This is a genomic window from Bacteroidales bacterium, from assembly GCA_022647615.1.
Classification (GTDB): Bacteria; Bacteroidota; Bacteroidia; order Bacteroidales; family UBA932; genus Egerieousia.
Map to the genome: position 1 here is coordinate 1,011,680 of JALCKZ010000001.1, position 21,671 is coordinate 1,033,350.

14 protein-coding genes and 3 rRNA genes are annotated in these 21,671 nt (G+C 44.6%); 10 read left to right on the forward strand and 7 right to left on the reverse strand.

Annotation, left to right across the window (positions count from 1 at the left end; genetic code table 11):
- The first annotated feature begins 319 nt into the window (after positions 1-319).
- From LKM37_04395 to rrf, 3 genes are all read left to right on the forward strand, one after another.
- A 16S ribosomal RNA gene (locus LKM37_04395) occupies positions 320-1,851 on the forward strand.
- 302 nt (positions 1,852-2,153) lie between these two features.
- Positions 2,154-5,045, forward strand: a 23S ribosomal RNA gene (locus LKM37_04400).
- Positions 5,046-5,131: 86 nt separating this feature from the next.
- Positions 5,132-5,244: ribosomal RNA gene (gene rrf, locus LKM37_04405) — 5S ribosomal RNA — on the forward strand.
- Together the 16S, 23S and 5S rRNA genes form the textbook arrangement of a ribosomal RNA operon.
- Before the next feature lie 275 nt (positions 5,245-5,519).
- Here the strand turns inward: rrf and LKM37_04410 are convergent.
- The 6 genes from LKM37_04410 to LKM37_04435 all read right to left on the reverse strand — a co-directional run bounded on the left by LKM37_04410 (position 5,520) and on the right by LKM37_04435 (position 11,289).
- Positions 5,520-6,773, reverse strand: coding sequence for a DUF1015 family protein (locus tag LKM37_04410; GenBank protein MCI1720244.1), 1,254 nt, complete (start codon positions 6,771-6,773; stop codon positions 5,520-5,522).
- Positions 6,774-6,806: 33 nt separating this feature from the next.
- A complete protein-coding gene (locus LKM37_04415; GenBank protein ID MCI1720245.1) occupies positions 6,807-7,730 on the reverse strand; it encodes a 3-phosphoglycerate dehydrogenase in 924 nt (307 codons plus the stop codon).
- 79 nt (positions 7,731-7,809) lie between these two features.
- Positions 7,810-8,910, reverse strand: coding sequence for a 3-phosphoserine/phosphohydroxythreonine transaminase (serC, locus tag LKM37_04420; protein MCI1720246.1), 1,101 nt, complete (start codon positions 8,908-8,910; stop codon positions 7,810-7,812).
- Positions 8,911-9,154: 244 nt separating this feature from the next.
- Positions 9,155-9,649, reverse strand: a complete 495-nt coding sequence (pyrI, locus tag LKM37_04425; GenBank protein ID MCI1720247.1) for an aspartate carbamoyltransferase regulatory subunit — start codon at positions 9,647-9,649, stop codon at positions 9,155-9,157.
- Between the two features lie 57 nt (positions 9,650-9,706).
- The gene (pyrB, locus tag LKM37_04430) at positions 9,707-10,612 is read right to left on the reverse strand and encodes an aspartate carbamoyltransferase (protein ID MCI1720248.1); all 906 of its coding nucleotides are present in this window, start codon (positions 10,610-10,612) and stop codon (positions 9,707-9,709) included.
- A 20-nt stretch (positions 10,613-10,632) separates the two neighbouring features.
- The gene (locus LKM37_04435; GenBank protein MCI1720249.1) at positions 10,633-11,289 is read right to left on the reverse strand and encodes a YigZ family protein; all 657 of its coding nucleotides are present in this window, start codon (positions 11,287-11,289) and stop codon (positions 10,633-10,635) included.
- Between the two features lie 40 nt (positions 11,290-11,329).
- Between LKM37_04435 and LKM37_04440 the strand changes: the two genes are divergently transcribed.
- From LKM37_04440 to miaA, 3 genes are read left to right on the forward strand one after another with little or no spacing between them, the layout of a single operon-like run.
- Entirely contained in the window at positions 11,330-12,409 is a 1,080-nt protein-coding gene (locus tag LKM37_04440; GenBank protein ID MCI1720250.1) for a hypothetical protein, read from the forward strand.
- Positions 12,410-12,429: 20 nt separating this feature from the next.
- A complete protein-coding gene (locus LKM37_04445; GenBank protein MCI1720251.1) occupies positions 12,430-12,942 on the forward strand; it encodes a hypothetical protein in 513 nt (170 codons plus the stop codon).
- A complete protein-coding gene (gene miaA / locus LKM37_04450) occupies positions 12,942-13,934 on the forward strand; it encodes a tRNA (adenosine(37)-N6)-dimethylallyltransferase MiaA (GenBank protein ID MCI1720252.1) in 993 nt (330 codons plus the stop codon). Before LKM37_04445 ends, miaA begins: the two co-directional genes overlap by 1 nt.
- On the opposite strand, the gene LKM37_04455 is transcribed toward miaA, so the two are convergent.
- Positions 13,931-14,902, reverse strand: a complete 972-nt coding sequence (locus tag LKM37_04455; protein ID MCI1720253.1) for a KpsF/GutQ family sugar-phosphate isomerase — start codon at positions 14,900-14,902, stop codon at positions 13,931-13,933. The two genes, miaA and LKM37_04455, sit on opposite strands and share 4 nt — an antisense overlap.
- 146 nt (positions 14,903-15,048) lie before the next feature.
- Here LKM37_04455 and recQ point away from each other — a divergent pair, with 146 nt between their 5' ends.
- From recQ to LKM37_04475, 4 genes are all read left to right on the forward strand, one after another.
- Entirely contained in the window at positions 15,049-17,247 is a 2,199-nt protein-coding gene (recQ, locus tag LKM37_04460) for a DNA helicase RecQ (GenBank protein ID MCI1720254.1), read from the forward strand.
- 24 nt (positions 17,248-17,271) lie between these two features.
- The gene (locus tag LKM37_04465; protein MCI1720255.1) at positions 17,272-18,453 is read left to right on the forward strand and encodes an agmatinase family protein; all 1,182 of its coding nucleotides are present in this window, start codon (positions 17,272-17,274) and stop codon (positions 18,451-18,453) included.
- Positions 18,454-18,524: 71 nt separating this feature from the next.
- Positions 18,525-19,259, forward strand: coding sequence for an FKBP-type peptidyl-prolyl cis-trans isomerase (locus tag LKM37_04470; protein ID MCI1720256.1), 735 nt, complete (start codon positions 18,525-18,527; stop codon positions 19,257-19,259).
- 122 nt (positions 19,260-19,381) lie between these two features.
- The gene (locus tag LKM37_04475; GenBank protein MCI1720257.1) at positions 19,382-21,652 is read left to right on the forward strand and encodes a hypothetical protein; all 2,271 of its coding nucleotides are present in this window, start codon (positions 19,382-19,384) and stop codon (positions 21,650-21,652) included.
- Positions 21,653-21,671: the final 19 nt, after the last annotated feature.

Genomic DNA, 21,671 nt, shown 5'->3' on the forward strand with positions numbered 1-21,671 from the left:
TTTATGGCGATATAATCAAATTTACAATTTTGTAACAGATTTTTTTTTAGCCGTTGTAGATATCTGCAACGGCTTTTTTATGCTTTTTTGAAAAATTTTCAACTTTTTTTTCAAAAAAATTTGCAGGAAAAGAAAAGATGTTTACCTTTGCAGCCCGTTTCGCTGAAAGCGGATCGGAAAAGTTCGTTGAAACATAGAAACAAGCAGCAAACTTTAAACAGTTTGGTAGGTGGAGTCTTTGACGAGATCCACTTAATTTTCGAGCGTCAAATTTAATAAGAAAGGAGCTACAGATCAACTTAGAAAAATAGAAACATATACAATGAAGAGTTTGATCCTGGCTCAGGATGAACGCTAGCGGCAGGCTTAACACATGCAAGTCGAGGGGCAGCGGTCTGTAGCAATACGGATGTCGGCGACCGGCGGAAGGGTGCGTAACGCGTGAACAACATTCCCGTCACAGGGAGATAATCCATGGAAACGTGGTCTAATATCGCATAGATTGCGGGTGGGACATCCCACCTTCAAGAAAGCAGCGATGCGGTGACGGATTGGTTCGCGTAACATTAGTCAGATGGTGAGGTAACGGCCCACCATAACCACGATGTTTAGGGGTCCTGAGAGGGAGGTCCCCCACACTGGAACTGAGACACGGTCCAGACTCCTACGGGAGGCAGCAGTGAGGAATATTGGACAATGGATGGAAATCTGATCCAGCCATGCCGCGTGCGGGAAGAAGGTCCTATGGATTGTAAACCGCTTTTGTACGGGAACAATAAGGGTTACGTGTAGCCCGATGAGTGTACCGTACGAATAAGCATCGGCTAACTCCGTGCCAGCAGCCGCGGTAATACGGAGGATGCAAGCGTTATCCGGATTTATTGGGTTTAAAGGGTGCGTAGGTGGGCTGTCAAGTCCGTGGTGAAAAGTTCGCGCTCAACGCGGATCGTGCCATGGAAACTGGCGGCCTTGAATAGGGGTGCCGTTGGCGGAATGTGAAGTGTAGCGGTGAAATGCATAGATATTACACAGAACACCGATTGCGAAAGCAGCTGACGAACCCTCGATTGACACTGAGGCACGAAAGTGCGGGGATCGAACAGGATTAGATACCCTGGTAGTCCGCACAGTAAACGATGACAACTGGCTGTCGGCGATATACCGATCGGTAGCGAAGCGAAAGCGTTAAGTTGTCCACCTGGGGAGTACGACCGCAAGGTTGAAACTCAAAGGAATTGACGGGGGCCCGCACAAGCGGAGGAACATGTGGTTTAATTCGATGATACGCGAGGAACCTTACCCGGGCTCGAACGGTGCAGGAATGCAGGAGAGATTCTGCAGCATAGCAATATGTCTGTACCGAGGTGCTGCATGGTTGTCGTCAGCTCGTGCCGTGAGGTGTAGGCTTAAGTGCCATAACGAGCGCAACCCTTGTCGTCAGTTGCCATCACGCAGTGGTGGGCACTCTGGCGAGACTGCCGCCGTAAGGTGTGAGGAAGGGGGGGATGACGTCAAATCAGCACGGCCCTTACGTCCGGGGCGACACACGTGTTACAATGGCAGGTACAGAGGGGAGCGAGGCGGCGACGCCGAGCCAATCTCGAAAGCCTGTCTCAGTTCGGACTGGAGTCTGCAACCCGACTCCACGAAGCTGGATTCGCTAGTAATCGCGCATCAGCCATGGCGCGGTGAATACGTTCCCGGGCCTTGTACACACCGCCCGTCAAGCCATGGAAGCTGGGAGTGCCTGAAGTTCGAGACCGCAAGGATCGACCTAAGGCAAAACCGGTAACTGGGGCTAAGTCGTAACAAGGTAGCCGTACCGGAAGGTGTGGCTGGAACACCTCCTTTTTGGAGTTGAGAAGTAGCTGTAGGCGCTTGACTGCTTGTTTTTAGATATAATCCGGAGGGACGCTCGCCGCAAGAGGCCCGCGCTCCGCACACATCCGGACCACCGGGGGGACCCGGGAAGTTCATTGAAGTAATGAGAGAGAAACAAAGAGGTAAAGAAATTTATTAGTCTGATATTAATTAAGAGAGTATGTACGACCAAGAGTTATATGTACAGGGTCGGCGTCCAGGGATGGGCGCTGTCCGTTGATATGGGACTACGATTTCACAAGTAGAGAATCAGAGAATGATTCACTAGGTAAGAAGAAGTTACAAAGAGCGAATGGAGGATGCCTAGGCTACCATCAGCGAAGAAGGACGCGGTAAGCTGCGAAAATCTGCGGGGATCTGCAAACAGGAATTGATCCGCAGGCTTCCGAATGGGACAACCCATGATGTTGAAGACATCATACACCCGCGAGGGTGGGCGCACGCGGAGAACTGAAACATCTCAGTATCCGCAGGAAAAGAAAGAAACATCGATTTCCCGAGTAGTGGCGAGCGAAAAGGAAAGAGCCCAAACCCAGGACGTCTAGGCGTTTTGGGGGTAGAAGGACCGCGATACGACGAAGGCAGAGCGAGAGGAAGCGTCTGGAAAGGCGCGCCGCAGCGGGTGACAGCCCCGTACTCGAAGCCAGGCCGGAGTCCAGCGGAATCCTGAGTAAGGCGGGACACGAGGAATCCTGTCTGAAGCAGCGGGGACCACTCCGCAAGGCTAAACATGGATGGCAGACCGATAGGGAACCAGTACTGCGAAGGAAAGGTGAAAAGCACCGCGAACAGCGGGGTGAAAGAGAACCTGAAACCGTTCGCTTACAAGCGGTCGGAGCCACTTAGGTGGTGACGGCGTGCCTTTTGGATAATGAGCCTACGAGTTGCTTCTCGGCAGCGAGGTTAAGTACTGTGAGGTACGGAGCCGAAGCGAAAGCGAGTCAGCATATGGCGAGCGAGTTGCCGGGAGCAGACGCGAAACCTTGTGATCTACCCTTGACCAGGTTGAAGTTTCCGTAACAGGGGATGGAGGACCGGACTGATTTCCGTTGAAAAGGGATCGGATGAGTTGAGGGTAGGAGTGAAAGGCCAATCAAACTGGGAGATAGCTCGTACTCCCCGAAATGTTTTTAGGAACAGTCTTGCAGCAGTCTGCATGAGGTAGAGCCACTGATAGGATGCGAGGGCTTCAACGCCTGTCAAGTTCTGACAAACTCCGAATGCGTGGAGACGATCTGCGGGAATGAGTCGTCGGGTGCTAATGTCCGGCGGCAAAAGGGAAATAGCCCAGACCAACAGTTAAGGCCCCCAAACGTGTGTTAAGTTAATAGAACGAAGTGCGGTCGCATAGACAGCTAGGATGTTAGCTTGGAAGCAGCTAATCATTTAAAGAGTGCGTAACAGCTCACTAGTCGAGGGACTGTGCGTGGATGATGATCGGGTATCAAACACACTGCCGAAACTATGGGCTTCGCCAGCAATGGCGGAGCGGTAGGGGAGCATTCCGGTCGGCCGTGAAGGAAAGCCGCGAGACTTTCTGGAGCGTCCGGAAAAGAAGATGTAGGCATAAGTAACGATAATGCGGGCGCAAACCCCGCACACCGAAAACCCAAGGGTTCCTGATCAACGTTAATCGGATCAGGGTAAGTCGGGACCTAAGGCTAAGCCGAGAGGCGACGCCGATGGAGAAATGGTTAATAATCCATTACCTGTGACAGACACAAAGGAGGGACGGAGTAGTGACACGCTCGCCGGCTGACGGAATAGCCGGTTGAAGGCCGTAGGCACAGCAGAGGTTAAGAGCTACTGCCGCTGAAAGCCGACAGTACGGAGAGTCTTCGGACGATCCGACAGAAGCGGTAATCAGACTCCCGAGAAAATCTTCGGCGATACAATCTGTCAGAGCCCGTACCGTAAACCGACACAGGTGGGAGAGGAGAGAATCCTCAGGTGCTCGAGTGAATCATGGCTAAGGAATTCGGCAAATTAACCCCGTAACTTCGGGATAAGGGGACCCTCGTAAGAGGGCGCAGAGAAATGGTCCAGGCGACTGTTTACCAAAAACACATGGCTTTGCAAAATTTAAAGATGAAGCATAAGGCCTGACACCTGCCCGGTGCCGGAAGGTTAAGAGGGGGCGTAAGCACGGAAAGCAATGGAAGTGCGAGGCGCTGAATTGAAGCCCCGGTAAACGGCGGCCGTAACTATAACGGTCCTAAGGTAGCGAAATTCCTTGTCGGGTAAGTTCCGACCTGCACGAACGGTGTAACGATCTGGACACTGTCTCAGCCATGAGCTCGGTGAAATTGTAGTAGCGGTGAAGATGCCGCTTACCCGCAACGGGACGGAAAGACCCCGTGAACCTTTACTGCAGCTTAACGCTGATTTTGGATAACCGATGTGTAGGATAGGTGGGAGACCGTGAGACGAGTACGCCAGTATTCGTGGAGTCGCCGTTGAAATACCACCCTTTGGTTATCCGGGATCTAACCTGGCGACAGGGACACCGTTTGGTGGGTAGTTTGACTGGGGTGGTCGCCTCCAAAAGAGTAACGGAGGCTTCCCAAGGTCCGCTCAGCACGAATGGTAACCGTGCGCAGAGTGCAGTGGCAAAAGCGGGCTTGACTGTGAGACCGACAAGTCGAACAGGTACGAAAGTAGGGCAAAGTGATCCGGTGGTTCCGCGTGGGTGGGCCATCGCTCAAAGGATAAAAGGTACTCCGGGGATAACAGGCTGATCGCTCCCAAGAGCTCAAATCGACGGAGCGGTTTGGCACCTCGATGTCGGCTCGTCACATCCTGGGGCTGGAGCAGGTTCCAAGGGTTCGGCTGTTCGCCGATTAAAGTGGCACGCGAGCTGGGTTCAGAACGTCGTGAGACAGTTCGGTCCCTATCTGTTGTGGGCGTTGGAAATTTGAGGAGGCCTGTCCTTAGTACGAGAGGACCGGGATGGACGCACCTCCAGTGTACCGGTTGTGGCGCCAGCTGCATTGCCGGGTAGCTATGTGCGGTTTAGATAAGCACTGAAAGCATCTAAGTGCGAAGCTAGCTTCGAGATGAGATTTCCAAACAGGGCCGTGGGAGACTACCACGTTGATAGGCCGCAGGTGTAAAGGCAGCAATGCCAAAGCCGAGCGGTACTAATAGCCCGAGAGCTTCAAATACAAACAGTGAAACGAGACTTTACCAGGGAGTTTCTCTCTCAGCAACATACGCCCTGCCGGCGGAGACAAAGGCCGGGCGAAGATATTGTGGTGGCAATAGCAGCGGGGATCCACCTCTTCCCATTCCGAACAGAGAAGTTAAGCCCGCGCGCGCCTATGATACTGCTATACCAAGTGGGAAAGTGGGTAGCCGCCAATTTAAAACGAAAAGCTCTGCAGTCAGCAATGACTGCAGGGCTTTTCTGTTTTCCGGCGGGGCCGGAAAACAAGCAATGCGTCACGAGCGCGCCGCATTGCCTTGTGGTTTACGCGGCTTGCGCCGCGGAGCTGCACGCTCCCTTCGGTCGCGGGCCTGCGGCCTTGTTATCATTACTTGGTGGAATTAAGGCAGAGCGAAACTTTTCAAATGACTTGCAAAATAAAAAAAGCAGCACCGGAAAGATGCTGCTTTTTAAAAATCAGAGAGTTATAATCTTAACCCTTAAAATCATCAAGCTTGTGAATAGTAACGCCGCTGGCAAGCTTTGGCTCAAACCAGGTTGTCTTTGGCGGCATGATGTTGCCGGTGTCAGCTATGTTAATCAGCTGGCTCATAGAGACAGGATACAATGCAAATGCTGCAACCATCTCTCCGCTATCTACTCTGCGCTTTAATTCTCCAAGACCGCGAATTCCTCCGACAAAATCTATTCTGTCAGATGTACGCAAGTCTTTTATGTTAAGCAGTTTGTCAAAGACGCAATTTGAAAGGACCGTAACATCCAGAACGCCAATAGGGTCTGAATCATTGTAGGTTCCTTTCTTAGCTGTCATTGAATACCACTCGCTACCAATGTACATGGAGAAATTGTGAAGTCCTGCAGGATGATAAATTTCTTTTCCTTTATTTACTATATCAAAATCTTCACTCATTTTCTTAATGAATTCATCTTTTGACATGCCGTTCAAATCCTTTACAACTCTGTTGTAATCAAGGATATGCAGCTGGCTTTCAGGGAATACTACTGCCATAAAGTAGTTGTATTCCTCTTTGCCGGTATGGTGAGGATTTTGTTTTTTCTTCTCTTCTCCAACTCTCGCAGCTGCAGCTGTTCTGTGGTGTCCATCAGCAACATAGAAGGCAGGAACTTGTGTTGTGAAAAGCTCTGTTATTCTCGCGATAGTTTTGTCATCATCTATGACCCACATCTTGTGGCCAAAACCGTCTGCTGCAACAAAGTCATACTCAGGCTGTTTCTTAATAGTCTCAGCAACAATTTTGTTGATTTCATTATTATCGCGATAAGCAAAAAAGACAGGTTCAAGGTTGGCATTCTGAATTCTAACGTGAATCATTCTGTCATCCTCTTTCTCTTTGCGTGTAAGTTCATGCTTTTTTATTGTGCCGTTCATGTAATCATCTACATTTGCGCAAAGCACAATTCCATATTGAGTGCGGCCGTTCATGGTTTGAGCATATACGTAGTACTGCTCTTTTTTATCTTGAACCAGCCACCCTTTCTGCTGCCATAACTTGAAGTTTTCCACCGCTTTATCATAGGTTCTGCGTTCATGCTCGCCTGCAATTGGAGTGAAATCTATTTCAGGTTTTATGATGTGAAGCAAAGATTTTTCACCAGCCTCTTTTTGTGCCTCTTCTGAACTTAGCACATCATAAGGATGGGATGCAACTTCCTTTGCAAGATTTTTTGGAGGGCGTACCGCCGCAAAAGGTTTTACTTTTACCATATTCTTTAGAATTTTAAAAAGAATTAAACCTTATTAAAACTTGTTAACCTGGAATTTTGTGCAACCATCTTTGAAGAATCCAACTATCTGATTAGCAGCAGCTAGACCGGCATTCAAATTTGCCTCTGCAGTTTCTGCACCCTGCTTTTTAGGAGTAGCAAAAACTCTATTGCCAAATTTCTCCTTAAGAGTTGCAATGTTTGCAGGAGCAATATCTGTAATGTATTTAAGATCTTGTCTCTCTTCCAGAACTTTTTCTAGTTCAGGCTCATTGATAACTTCTTTTCTTGCAGTGTTTACAAGGCAGCCGCCCTTAGGCATCTTGGATAGAAGTGCGTATCCGATGGAGCCTTTAGTTTGGTCATTAGCAGGGATATGCAGAGAAATGAAATTAGAGTGAGAGTAAAGATCATCAAGGTCTTTAGCAACAACAACTCCATCTTTCTCCATAACTTCTTTAGGTACAAACGGATCAAATGCCATGATAGTCATGCCAAATCCTTTTGCATGGTCTGCAACCAATTTTCCTACGTGTCCATAAGCCTGGATACCAAGTGTTTTGCCCTTAAGCTCGCTTCCTGTTCCTGGAGTGAACTGATTTCTGCTTATGTAAACCATAAATGCAAGTGCAAGTTCTGCAACTGCATTTGAGTTCTGGCCCGGAGTATTCATGGCAACAATCTTTCTTGCAGAAAGTGCTGCAAGGTCCAGATTATCAAAGCCTGCGCCGGCACGTACAACAATCTTAAGATTCTTGGCGGCGTCAACAACAGCCTTGGTAACTTTATCAGAGCGAACAATTAGTGCGTCTGCATCAGCAACTGCTGCAATAAATTTATCTTCTGTTCCGTATTTTTCCAAAACGGTTAGAGTGTGTCCTGCGCCCTCGACAATTTTTTTAATGCCTGTAACGGCAGCGGCGCTAAAAGGTTTATCAGTAGCTATTAAAAATTTCATGATATTTTGTTTTTAAATAATAGTCCCGACAGATTATTTTAACCATCTGTCGGGAGTATTACAACTATTTATAACTCAGTTATTTAACGTGCATTTTTTCAAATTCCTGCATGCAGTCAACAAGAGCCTGAACGTCTTCTACTGTGCAGGCATTGTAAAGAGATGCTCTGAATCCTCCAACTGAACGGTGGCCTTTAATTCCAACCATTCCCTTGCTCTTTGCAAAATCCATAAACTCTTGTTCTAGAGCCTTATACTCAGGAGCCATTACAAAGCAGTGGTTCATGATAGAGCGGTCCTCTTTAGCAGCTGTGCCCACAAACATCTTGTTGCGGTCAATCTCATTGTAAAGAAGCTCTGATTTCTTCATGTTGATTTCATGCATCTTATCTACGCCACCAAGATTCTTAAGCCACTTAAGTGTCTGAACCATAACGTAAATTGCAAATACAGGAGGAGTGTTGAACATACTCTCTCCGTCTACGTGAGTCTTGTAATTCAACATAGTAGGGATATAAGTCTTAACTCTGTTAAGCATATCATCTCTGATGATTACAAATGCAACACCGGCAGGACCAACGTTCTTCTGTGCGCCACCGTAGATAACTGCATATTTGCTGACATCAACTCTGCGGCTCATAATGTCTGATGACATATCTGCTACCAATGGAACAGGGCAATCCATATCTGTCTTAATCTCAGTTCCGTAGATAGTGTTGTTGGTTGTGATGTGGAAATAATCCAAATCAGAAGGGATAGTGTAACCCTTTGGAATGTAAGAATATGTCTTGTCTGCAGAAGATGCAATTGCATAAGCTGCGTTATCACCAAGACCTCTGCTCTTTGCAAGTCCTCTTGCCTCTGCTAGAGATTTCTTTGCCCAAACACCTGTCTCAAGATAAGCTGCCTTGTGGTCAAACAAGTTCATTGCAACATATAGGAATTGCAAGCTTGCGCCGCCGCCAAGGAACAGAATATGGTAATTATCAGGAATATGAAGAAGTTCTCTCCATAGAGATCTGCACTCCTCCATAACTGCTTCCCACTCTTTGCTTCTGTGAGAAACTGAAATAACCGGCATACCTGTGCCGTTAAAATCTTTTAGACCTTCTATTGTTGCATCAATGGCCTCTTGAGGCAATTTGCAAGGTCCTGCGTTAAAGTTATAAGCCTTTTTCATAACTAATGTATCTTTTAAATTATTTATATTTTTGAAATTATTGTTTTAATTTTTTCTAGTTTTCTTTTCTAGAGTGCCAAATTTAATAAATCTTTTTATTTAAACGTAATATTTATGCTAAACTAAATAAAAAAGGGACAAAGCCGAACCCTTTTGTGGCAATGTCCCTTAAATCTGCAGCTATAAAGCACTTAAACTGATGCGCCGCGCATCACAAGAGAGCGGGGCATTTTTGGAACGGGAGCTATAGCTGGGAGTCAATTATCTGAATATCATCTCCGTCAGTGGTTTTTTCACAGAAATGGCAGACAAGTTTTAAATGCTTGTTCTCATATTCCGTCCTGAATTTAGTGGCGATAGGCTGATGATTGGTTATGCAGACCGGATTCATGCACTTTACAATGCCTACTATCTCTTTTGGAATGGTGATAACCTTTTTCTCAATCACTTTGTAATCTTTGATTACATTAATTTTGGCATCGGGAGCTACAAGCGCAATTTTATTAATCTCGCTTGGCTTGAAATATCTGTCGGCAATCTTGATGATAGCTTTCTTTCCAAGAAGCTTGCTTTCCAGATTCATTCCAAAAGTTATCTGGTTGGAGCAATTCTTGTCCAGACCCAAAATGCTGATTACTTTAAAAAGCTGATTTGCAGGTATGTGGTCCAATACTGTTCCGTTCTTTATTGCGCTAACCTGTAGAATATCTTCTGTTACTTTTTTAACCTTATCCATCATATTTATTTTTTATCCCTATTAAAAATGACAATTATTTATCCATCGCGATGGATATTATTATCTGTATCCCAGCAGGTAAGAGATGATTGCCATTCTTACGTACATTCCGTTTTCCGCCTGCTTGAAGTAGTATGCAAAAGGGGTATCATCCACGTCTTGAGCAATTTCCGTTACTCTTGGAAGAGGGTGGAGGATTCTCATGTTTTTCTTGCAATCTCCAAGCATATCAGCAGTTAACCTGTAGCAGTTCTTTACCTTCTCATATTCAATTGGATCTGTGAAACGCTCCCTTTGAACCCTTGTCATATAGAGGATATCTGCCTGATTCAGTCCCTCTGCCAAATCCTTTGTCTCTTTGAAAGAGATTTTTTTGTGCTTTAGGAAATCTTTGTACTCTTCCGGCATGGAAAGTTCTTCCGGAGCGGTGAACATAAATTCTGGAGAAAAGTATGAAAGTGCCTGAAGCAGAGAGTGTACGGTGCGTCCATATTTTAAATCTCCAACCATATCCACGTTTAGATTTTCCAATGTCCCCTGAGTCTGCTTAATGGTGTAGAGATCCAGCATGGTTTGAGTCGGATGCTGGTTTGCTCCGTCGCCGGCGTTTATGACAGGGACAGATGCTACTTCAGAAGCGTATCTTGCCGCACCCTCCAGAGGATGGCGCATCACAATCAGGTCTACATAGTTGGAGACCATTTTTATGGTATCCTTTAAAGTTTCCCCTTTTGAAACGCTGGTGTTGGCTGCATCTGAAAATCCTATTACCCTGGCTCCCAGTCTGTTTGAGGCGGTCTCAAAACTCAGCCTGGTCCTGGTGGAAGGCTCAAAGAACAGGCATGCTATGACTTTATCATGCAGGAAAGTTTGAGATTTTTTCTCCTCAAATTCCCGCGCAACTTCCAGTACATGAAGCATCTCTTCCTTTGTAAAATCTGAAATGGAAATTAAACTTTTTGGCATATTTGTTAAATTTTTTATCTCTATACTTTAGTCTTTTTATTATCTGATTTTTCTTGCTCAATTTTAGTGAAGGAGATATGGCTGTCTCTTTTAAATGTCCCTGTAAGTCTCTCTATATCAGTCAGCCTTATATCAGCCTCTACTGAGCATTCGCTCTCGAATTTTTTATTTTGCGCCTCTATTCCAAGTTTTTTCAGCTCTTTTAAAATCTTGTCTGCAGATGGGTAGTCAAAAATTATCTTATAGCGTTCAGTAGAAATTTTTGTGATAATTTTTGAGTTCGCGATGGCTTCTGCCGCCGCCGTTTTGTAGGCTTTGATAAGTCCGGGAACTCCCAGCTTAACGCCGCCAAAGTATCTGACAACCACCAGAAGAATATCGCTTAAATTGTTTGAAAGTATTTGCCCGTAAATAGGACGTCCTGCCGTGGAAGAGGGTTCTCCGTCATCATTTATTCTGAATGTATCTCCTTCTCTGCCAAGTCTGTACGCATAGCAATGGTGCGTAGCGTCGTAATACTTTTTTCTTATGCTTGTTAGGATTTCATCTGCCTGTTCTGCGGAAGTGCAGGGGTAGGCGAAGGAAAGAAAACGGCTCCCGTTATCTTTGTATGCCCCTTCTGAAAGGGAAGCAATACTCAAATAACTGTCGGAGAGTAAAGTTTTCTGTGCGCCCATTTCAGGTTGTAAAGATACTCCTTTTTGATAAATTTGCACTATGCAAGAAAATCATTTTATAAAAAGTTTTGTCCGGCTTGGCAGGGAGATGAAAAATCTGAAAAATCCGCTTCTTGCAGATGCAATGCGTTTGGCCCGGAAGGATAATCCTTTTTTTACAATAGAGATGCAGCGCGCCGCAATTATTAATATTGTGGATAAGTTCTTGCAGCCCAGACCTTTGGAATGGCTGTTAAATCATGCCGGAGGAGATGGGAAAATCTCAGAGAGGGGAGAGGGCGATTTGTGGGAAAAAACTGTCGGGATAATAATGGCCGGCAATCTGCCTCTTGTTGGTTTCCATGATTTTCTCTGCACTCTTGCCTGCGGGCGCAACGCATATATTAAGCTCTCTTCCAAAGATTCACGTTTGCTTCCTGCGGTGTACAAGATGCTGTGTAATATTGATAGTTACTGGAGCGGCAAAGTTGTTTTTTGCAAATTTGCTTCAAATACTTGTGCTATAATTGCTTCCGGCAGCGATGATTCTATGGCTGAGATTAAAAAAGAATATCCGGGCGTTCCAAAACTTTTGAGGGGGAGCAGATTTAGTTTTGCCGTTGTGAATGGTAAGGAAAGTGAGGAGCAGCTTTGTAATTTGACAGAAGATATGCTGCTTTATTTTGGACTTGGCTGCCGTAGCGTCTCATATTTGTTTGTACCGGAACATTATGATTTTAAGAATCTTATAAAAGCAGCGCAAAAAATGAAGCTGAACGGAACGCGGAGCATTAAGCAAATTATGATGAGCGTTGATGCGTACAAAAATTCATATTTGAGGATGCGCGCCCTGAATATCATGGGCGGCGCAAATATTTGTGCTCCAGATTCTTCATGTGCTGATGAAAATGGATTTATAGATGGAGGGTTCTTTATTTTGCAGCGCGGCAATTCTGTGCATCCTCCGCTGGCGCAGATAAATTTTGCGTACTACAAATACAAAAAAGATGTGGCGGATTTTGAGAAAACGAACAAGAGCAAAATTCAGAAAAAATATACTACCTTTGGGTTAGCGCAGAGGCCTGAGATTGACGATTTTGCAGATAGAGCTGATACTGTGCGTTTTATATTAAAAAATTAACGGCTACAAATTATTGCATCATGGCAGATACAATTTATACATACAAGGCAACGTTTACATTCAGTAAAATTTTTTTCCGCACTTATGAAATAAGCGGAAGTACTACGCTTTTTGCGTTGCATAAATATTTGACTGATGATTTGGGTTTTGCGCCGGATCAGATGATTGCTTTTAAGGGATTGGATGACAGCGGAAAAGTCAAGAGTATTTATGGTCTGTTTGATATGGGCAGCGGAACTTTGGATGGGGTGACAATAGAGAAGACTTTGTCAAAAAAAGAGAATACTCTGCTGTATGTCTTTGACATTAAAAAGAATAAATATCTGACTTTAACAAAAGAGGGTACGGCTGAATTTGCTGCGCACAACTCATATCCCCGGCTTGTGGCAGAGAAGGGGAGAGTTCCGGAACAATTTGCCGCAAAATATGACAACTTTGATTTGATTAACGAGTCTACTTCTGTTGACGCAACGGACAACCCTTCAGATATTTATGAAGACCCTGCCGACGCAGATGCGGATGATAATCAATAATGATGTCAGACTCTTCCAAAACTCTCACAATAATTTTAGGTCCTACTGCTGCGGGAAAGACAGAATATGCAATTAAACTTGCAAAAGAAATTGGCTCGCCTATAATTAGTTGTGACTCACGACAGATTTTCAAAGAATTAAATATTGGGGTGGCGCGCCCATCATTGGAGCAGCTTGCGGAGGTCAAGCATTATTTCATTGCCACAAATTCCATAACAGAACATTATACCGCAGGACGCTTTGAGATTGAGGCGCTTGCGTTGATGGATGAATTGTTCAAGACTCACGACAGACTTGTAATGTGCGGAGGCAGCGGACTTTACATAGATGCTGTGTGCAACGGGCTGGATGATTTCCCAGCAGCCGATTTGGACTTGCGGGCGCAACTCACTGAGCGTCTGGAAAAAGAGGGGCTGGAGAGTTTGCGCTATGACCTTAAGAGGCTGGACCCGGAATCCTATGAGACCATAGATATAGCTAATCCCCAGAGAGTTGTAAGGGCGCTGGAAGTCACATTGCAAACCGGCCGCAAATTTTCCGATTGGAAAACCGGCGGGGTTGCCGCATCCGGCAACGCACCCGCCATGCCTCACAAGCAAAGACCGTTCAAAATTGAAAAAATCGGGATAACCCGCAATCGCGCAGAGCTTTATGAGCGTATCAATATGCGAGTTGATAATATGATTTCTGCCGGCTTGCTTGATGAAGTGAAGGGGCTGCAAAAGTACAGAGTTCTCCAGCAGTCGCTGGTGCCCGGCGAACGCATGGAGCGCAGCGACTTTAAGCGAAGTGGCGCTGTAACACCTGAGTATCCCTCTTTGCGCACGGTAGGCTACCGGGAACTATTTGACTATCTGGACTGCAAAACAAACCTCGCAACCGCCGCAGACCTCATCAAACGCAACACCCGCCGCTACGCCAAACGCCAGCTAACCTGGTGGGGACGAGACAATTCAATCAAATGGAATAACCTGTCGGGAACAAAAAATTAGACAATACCTTCCCTCAAAATATCATGAATGTGGACAAGACCTGCATACTTGCCATCCTCCATTACAACCACAGATGTGATTTTGTTTTTCTGCATTATGTTAAACGCATTCACCGCAAGCTCATTGATATCTATCTGCTTGGGATTGTGGGACATAATATCCTTTGCCTTAAGAGTTTCCAGCGGTTTGCCGCGCTCAACCATTCTGCGGACATCTCCGTCTGTAATTATTCCCAGCATTTGGTCATTTTTGTCCAGAACTACCGTAGCACCAAGGCGGTTCTGAGAAATATTTATGATGGTATTTTGAATATTTTCATCCTGGTCAACCCATGGGCGCACGCTCTTGTCAATAACATCTGCAACCCTCAGGTACAGGCGTTTGCCAAGTGAACCTCCCGGGTGATACTTTGCAAAATCTTCCTGGGAGAAGCCTCTCATCTTAAGCAGGCAGACCGCCATGGCATCCCCCATAACCAGCTGAGTTGTGGTAGAAGAAGTTGGCGCCAAATTGTTGGGACTAGCTTCCTCCGCGACAGTTGCTCTGATAATATAATCTGCATGCTGTGCTAAAAAAGAGTCTGCATTTGATACCAGAGCGATAATTTTATTTCCCATTCTTGCAATCAGCGGAACAAGGACTTTTATCTCCGGAGTATTGCCGCTTTTTGAGATACACATAACAACATCATCCGGCTGAACAATTCCCAAATCTCCGTGGATTGCATCTGCGGCATGCATAAAAATAGAAGGTGTGCCGGTTGAATTCATAGTCGCCACTATCTTGTTGCCTATCAGGGCGCTCTTTCCTATGCCCGTAACAATAAGACGTCCTTTTGAACTGTAAATGAGGTTTAAGACCTCTATGAATTTATCATCTATATATGGAGTAAGATTGCTAACGGCCTCCGCCTCTTTTTTTATGACGTTAACTGCTAAATCCTTGAGATTATTCTTTGAAATTTTCATAAAAATTTTGCTATCAAAAAAGTTATCACTAACTTGTATGCACAAAGTTAAAAATATCTTTTGTATAAAAGATTATTTTGTTTGGAGCTGGGCCTGAATGGCCGACATGCCCCTTTAGTGGTTTTTATTTATTATAAGGAGGAGACGTGGTATCATCGGAAGCACTACATAAAAAGCTGAAAGAGTTTTTTGGCTTTGACACTTTTAAGGGTGACCAGGAAGTTGTCATTAAAAATCTGATTGCAGGAAATAATACTTTTGTTATCATGCCTACAGGTGGCGGCAAATCTCTTTGTTATCAGCTGCCTGCATTGGTGATGGAGGGTACTGCCATAGTTATTTCTCCGCTGATAGCGTTGATGAAAAATCAGGTTGACGCCATTCGCGGCTTTGTTGCAAATAGTGATGGCATTGCGCATTTCTTAAATTCTTCCCTTAATAAGGCGCAGGTGCAAGAGGTTAAAGATGACCTGCTTAAAGGAGTTACAAAACTTTTGTACGTTGCTCCCGAGTCTTTGACAAAAGATGAAAATATTCAGCTTTTAAAGCAATGCCATATCTCTTTTTACGCGGTAGATGAGGCCCATTGTATTTCTGAGTGGGGACATGATTTCCGTCCCGAGTACAGGAGGATACTCCCGATAGTTCAGGAGATAGGGGCTGCCCCCATAATTGCCTTGACGGCAACGGCAACTCCAAAGGTTCAGTCTGATATTCAGAAGAATCTGGGGATGATGGATGCTAAAGTTTTTAAGACATCATTCAACAGACCAAACCTTTATTATGAAATCCGTCCAAAAATAAATGCTGAGAAAGAGATTATAAAGTTTATCAAAAATAATCCCGGCAAGAGCGGAATAATATATTGCCTTAGCCGCAAAAAGGTGGAGGAAATGGCTGAGTTGCTGTGCGTTAACGGAATCAAGGCATTGCCTTATCATGCCGGCTTGGATGCAGCAACAAGAGCTACAAACCAGGATAAATTTTTGATGGAGGACGTAGATGTTATTGTTGCGACAATAGCGTTTGGAATGGGTATTGATAAGCCCGATGTCCGTTTTGTTATCCATTATAATATGCCTAAGTCTTTGGAAGGTTATTATCAGGAGACGGGGCGTGCAGGCCGTGACGGCGGTGAGGGACAATGCATTGCTTTCTACAGTTTTAAGGATATTCTTAAGCTGGAGAAATTTATGCAAAGCAAACCTCTTGCAGAACAGGAGATAGGGAAGCAGCTTCTTAATGAGACAGTTGCTTATGCGGAATCTAATCAATGCCGCAGAAAGACTTTGCTGAATTATTTTGGTGAAGTTTACAAACAGGATAATTGCGGGGCGTGCGATAATTGTTTGCATCCGCAGCCTAAGTTTGAAGGAAAAGAGTATTTTGTTACGCTGTTCCAGTTGATTCGCTCAATGAAGGAGAGTTTTAAAAGCGACCATCTTGCAAATATATTGGGCGGTGTAATGAATTCAATTATAAAGTCTTACAATCATCATCACAGCCGCTTTTTTGGAGTAATGCCGGACAAGGACGATAAGTTCTGGCTGGCTGTTATCCGCCAGGCATGCGTAATGCAATTCTTAAAGAAAGATATTGAACAGTATGGGTTGATATCATTGACTCCAAAGGGGAAGGAGTATTTGGAGAAACCTTATTCAATCAAGATTACTGAGGACAGGAAGTTTGAGGATACGGATGAGGATGAGTCAATTACAAATGACGCTGAAAAACATGGCGGCGGCGGCGGAGATCTTCAGCTGCTGGCTATTCTTAAAGATTTAAGACGTTCCGTATCAAAGAAATTGGGTCTTCCTCCATTTGTAATATTCTCAGATCCTGCGCTGGAGGAGATGTCAATCAAGTACCCGATTACCCTTGAGGAACTTAAAGATTGCCAGGGAGTTGGTGAAGGCAAGGCAAAAAAATACGGGAAAGAATTCATAGAGCTGATAGATAAATATGTGAAGGAGAATGAGATAGACAGGCCTACGGATGATTTCGTAATGAAAACTATCGGGACAAATTCTGCCAATAAAATATTTATCATTTCAAGTATTGACAGAAGGTTGCCGCTTGATGAGATTGCAAATGCAAAGAATATGGACATGGATGATTTGTATTCTGTGATTGAATCTATCGTGAACTCAGGTACTCGCATTAACATAGACTATTACATAAAGCAAGTTGTTGATGAAGACAAGATTGCAGATATCTATGATTATTTTAAGGAAGAGGCGGAGACAGATTCTTTGATAGATGCTGAGAAAGCTCTTGGCCCGGATTATTCAGAAGAGGAAGTGCGTCTTGTAAGAATTAAATTTCTGTCAGAAGTTGGAAATTAATTCAATTGGTTTTTAATCCTTTGTATGGAAAAATTTGATGTTAACGGAGTGGGCGTTCCTAATGGGAATTATTTTGGGATGCCTTATGGGGCAGACGAGTGCCCGGTTGTTATCGTTTCTGTCCCGTGGGATGCAACTGTCTCATATTCAGTAGGTACCTCAAAAGGACCAAAGGCAATTATTGACGCCTCTATTCAAGTGGACCTATTTGACGAGGGAATTGCAAATTCAGAAAATTTGAAAATCGGAACTGCAAAAACTTTTGTTGCTGGAGCTGCGGAGAACTCAAAAAGTGCGGGAAATAAAAATGCTAAAAGTAAAGAGAATGATGTAAAGTTTTTTGCCGCGGAAGATTATATAGAGCTGATTAGCAAGGATGCGCGGGCAAAGGCGGAAAAAGTTATAGATGCGCTTGCCGGAGGGGAGAAGCAGAGTAAAATGCAGAAGCTTATAGATGAGGTTAATGCGGCATCCGAGGAGATGAATGAAATTGTAGAGGGAATCTGTCGGGATTACAATAAAGAGAACAAAATTGTGGGCGTTGTTGGGGGAGAACATAGTGTGACTTTTGGCGCTGTTAAGGCGGCGGCGGAAATGGTTGCGGAGCAGGCTAGAAAAGCTGGAAAAGGAGCGACTGCGGAACTTGGTGTGCTGCAGATAGATGCGCATGCAGATTTGAGAAAGGCCTATGAGGGTTTTGAATATTCTCATGCCTCAATCATGTATAATATTTTGCATAAGATTAAGGGCGTCAAGACTTTATGCCAGGTTGGAATTAGAGATTTTTGCAAGGACGAGTATGATTTGATGAACGGCAATAAATCTTTAAAGGTCTTTACGGATGCGGGAATTAAATCTGCGCTTTACGGCGGACGGATGACCTGGGATGAAATATGCGATGGCATTATTGATGTTTTGCCGGATAATGTTTACGTAAGCTTTGATATTGACGGACTTGAGCCATCCTGCTGTCCTAATACAGGCACTCCTGTTCCCGGCGGGCTTACGTGGGGAGAGGCTGTGTACTTGCTTAGGAAACTGTCGGGAAGAAAAAGAATAATTGGATTTGACCTTTGCGAGGTTGCGCCTGCTTCTGCAAAAGGCAAGATGGCGGCCGGCGGAGAGAAGAATGAATGGGACGCAAACGTCGGGGCACGGCTATTGCATAAACTTTGCCTGTTTGCTGTCAGAAGTTTGCAAAAATAGTTACCTTTGCCCTCTGCGCTGCGGTTAAGGCGCTTGGATAGAATTTATTATAAACTAATTAGTTAAATACAATGAAGATTTTAAAATCACTAGCAGTTTGCGCTTTATGCGCAATGGTTGTTGCTTCTTGCGGAAAGAAGACGACTAAGATTGAGGGCGTAAGCCAGGCAGAAATTGACTCTGTCAGCTATGCCGTTGGTGTTTCTTTTGGCGGAATGCTTAAGGCTTCTTCTATGGAAGGTCTTAATTATGGCGTTATTATGAAGGCCATGAAGGCTTACATGGCCGGAGACACAACTTTAAAGATTAAGGAAAATGATTGTGGTCCTGTCATTCAAAGGTATATGATGAAGGCTCAGGAGGCTATGGCAAAGGTTAAACAAGAGGAGGAGAAGAAGTTTATGGCTTCTAATAAAACTAAAGATGGCGTAAAGGAGACTCCCGATGGTTTGCAGTATAAGATTGAGAAACCTGGTAATGAAAACAAGCCGGCTCCGGAGGATACCGTTGAGGTTAACTATAAGGGTACAACTTTGGACGGAACAGTATTTGACTCTTCTTATGACAGAGGAGAAACTGTTAAATTCCCTCTAAATGCAGTTATCAAAGGCTGGACAGAAGGACTTCAGTTTATTGGAGAGGGTGGAAAAGAGACTTTGTGGATTCCATTTGATTTGGGATATGGTCCAAGACAGATGGGTCCTAAATTGCCTGCTTATTCTACTTTGATTTTCAACGTTGAACTTGTAAAAGTTACAAAGGCTGCTGCTAAACCTGCAGCTGCAACTGCTGCTCCTGTTAAGTAGCAAAGTGAATTTTTAGCATAAAGAATTTTGAGGCCGGCATATTGCCGGCCTCTTTTTTTCTCCCTCTTTGCCTCCCTTCCTTTATTTTTTAGTAAATTTGCCCCGACTGTGCGTTCAAATAAATGAGGAACCGGAGGAATTACTTTTTGTGCGGAGTGCTAGGCGCTGCCGTGCTATTACTTGTGGCATGCAAGGGGCGGGAAGAGAAGGCTGATAAAGAGCAGCGGCAGCTGACAGAGGCATCAATGGCGGCTTATAAGGCGGTCCCGACAGATGCCATAGCAATATTTGATTTTGAGAAGCTGGAACATTTTATTCCGGTGCTTAATGATACTACAAATTTTGGCAGCGGCCTCATTAACAAGAACGAGTCAATTGTAAAATTCCAGGAATCTCTCCTTAAGAAAAAAGTATTCAATAACTGCCACGTTCTCTTTTCTTTACATTATTCTTCCAAAAATGAAATAACATTTATGGAGATTATGGATATGAGTACTGTGCCGGGTTACAGCGGCATCATATCCGGACTTTTGGATTCGGTCTCCCATACTTCCAGAAAATATAATAATTGTGATGTCCGTGAATATCCTGATGGATTGGAAGTTACAACCCACGGGTCTCTGCTGATAGCCAGCGGCTCCACATTTTTGCTGGAGAGTTCTGTGCGGCACCTTGCCAACGGAAGTTCTATTTTGGACTTTCATGATTTCAAAGCTGCTTTGGAGGGAACAGGCGGTGCAGAGTGTTTATATCTGAGTCACAAACAGGTAGGAAAACTTTTCTCCGGCTGCGTTACATATGACTTTTTGAAATATTCAGATTTTCTTTTGCGTTTCTCCTCTTGGAGCGCGCTGGAGATTAATCCAAGACAGAAGAATTTTATCTCTTTCCGCGGAGTGGCCTGCAATACAAATGATCCGGCCAATTACGCGTCTGTCTTCCTGTCTCAAAAACCGGCCGAATCCGAAGTTGGAAAAATTCTTCCTGCCAGCACGATGTTCTGCGTAAGCTTGCAAATCTCCGGAATGAAGAGTTATCTAAAATCTTACAGAGACTATCTGGAGGTAAATAAAAAATTGAATTCTTATTTATCCCGACAGCTTAAAGTCGCAAGGAGGGGAGAGAAGCAGCCTGCAGATTGGGCTATATCTCAGAATTTTACAGAGGTTGCTACTGCATTCTGCCTTATTGGAGGAAAGTATGAATGGCTGACGGTTGCACACGTGAAACCATCGGGATTATCAAGATTATTTGGAGGCGTTAAAGATAAGATAGGCAGACCCAAAGTTAAGCCTTATAAACTGAGAGGATATTTTTATTCAGTTTTTGGAGAGGCCTTCAGCCATACAAGGGAGGAGGTTTATTGCCGTTCCGGAGAGTGGATGGTCGTTGGTCCGCGTAAAGCGCTTGCAGAATTTACAAAGGGCGGAGGACGTATAAGCCTGGAGAATTATCTTGGCAAAACACCGGCGTCTTCTTTCCTGTCTGATAAAGGTTCCGCAAGAGTTTTGATTAATATCAAAGAGGGTTCCGATACATTGTTCAGCGCGCTTAATCCATATTTTAGAAAGCAGTTTACCTCAAGCATAAAGAAGAAGAATTTTGAATGTCTTACTGCAACCGTAGGTGCTGAAGATAAGAATGTTATAGCGGAACTGGATTTTTATGCCGCCAAGCTTTCCAATGCGCCTGAGATGTTTAAGCGTGAGGGCGGACACCAGCAGTTTATTGATAGTACAATTAAAGCATCGCTCGGACCGTTTATGGTTATTGACCCTGTTAGCGGAGACACTAATTATGTTGAGCAGTCTAAGAAGTTTCTTTCAATTGCATTTTCTGATAAAACCCATAAAGACCAGTGGGCCCTGCCATTTAAGGATACTCTTAAAGGTGCTGTAGGTCAGGTAGTTTATGGAGGCAAAGTTCACATGGCGTTTATTGTTGCAGATAAGCTGTGTCTGATGACAAAGCGCGGAGCGTATGCCGGCGGATATCCTATTGTGCTGCCAAAGAGGGTTTCCATGGGACCTTCAGTTGTAAAGGAGGGAGATAAATACTATCTGCTGGTAATTAACAAGGATAACACTATTACAAAATATAATCTTGACGGTACGCCGGCATCCGGATGGAAGGATATTCATGCTCCGGAGTTTACTAGAGAACTGCCTTCAGAAGTTGTGATATTTGGTCGCAATTATTTGTTGATGAGGACAATAGGAGCTACAAGAATTTATAATCTGGATGGCTCTGAGCTTACCGCAAGAAATTGGCGCAGGCCTATAGCAAAGGACAGCCGCATTACCATGGAGAAGGATGGGTACATTAAAGTCATGGGAGTTGACGGGAAGGAGTTTTTGCTGAATTTAAAGAGCGGAAGGATAAAGAAACTTTAACCTTCCGCGATAATAAATT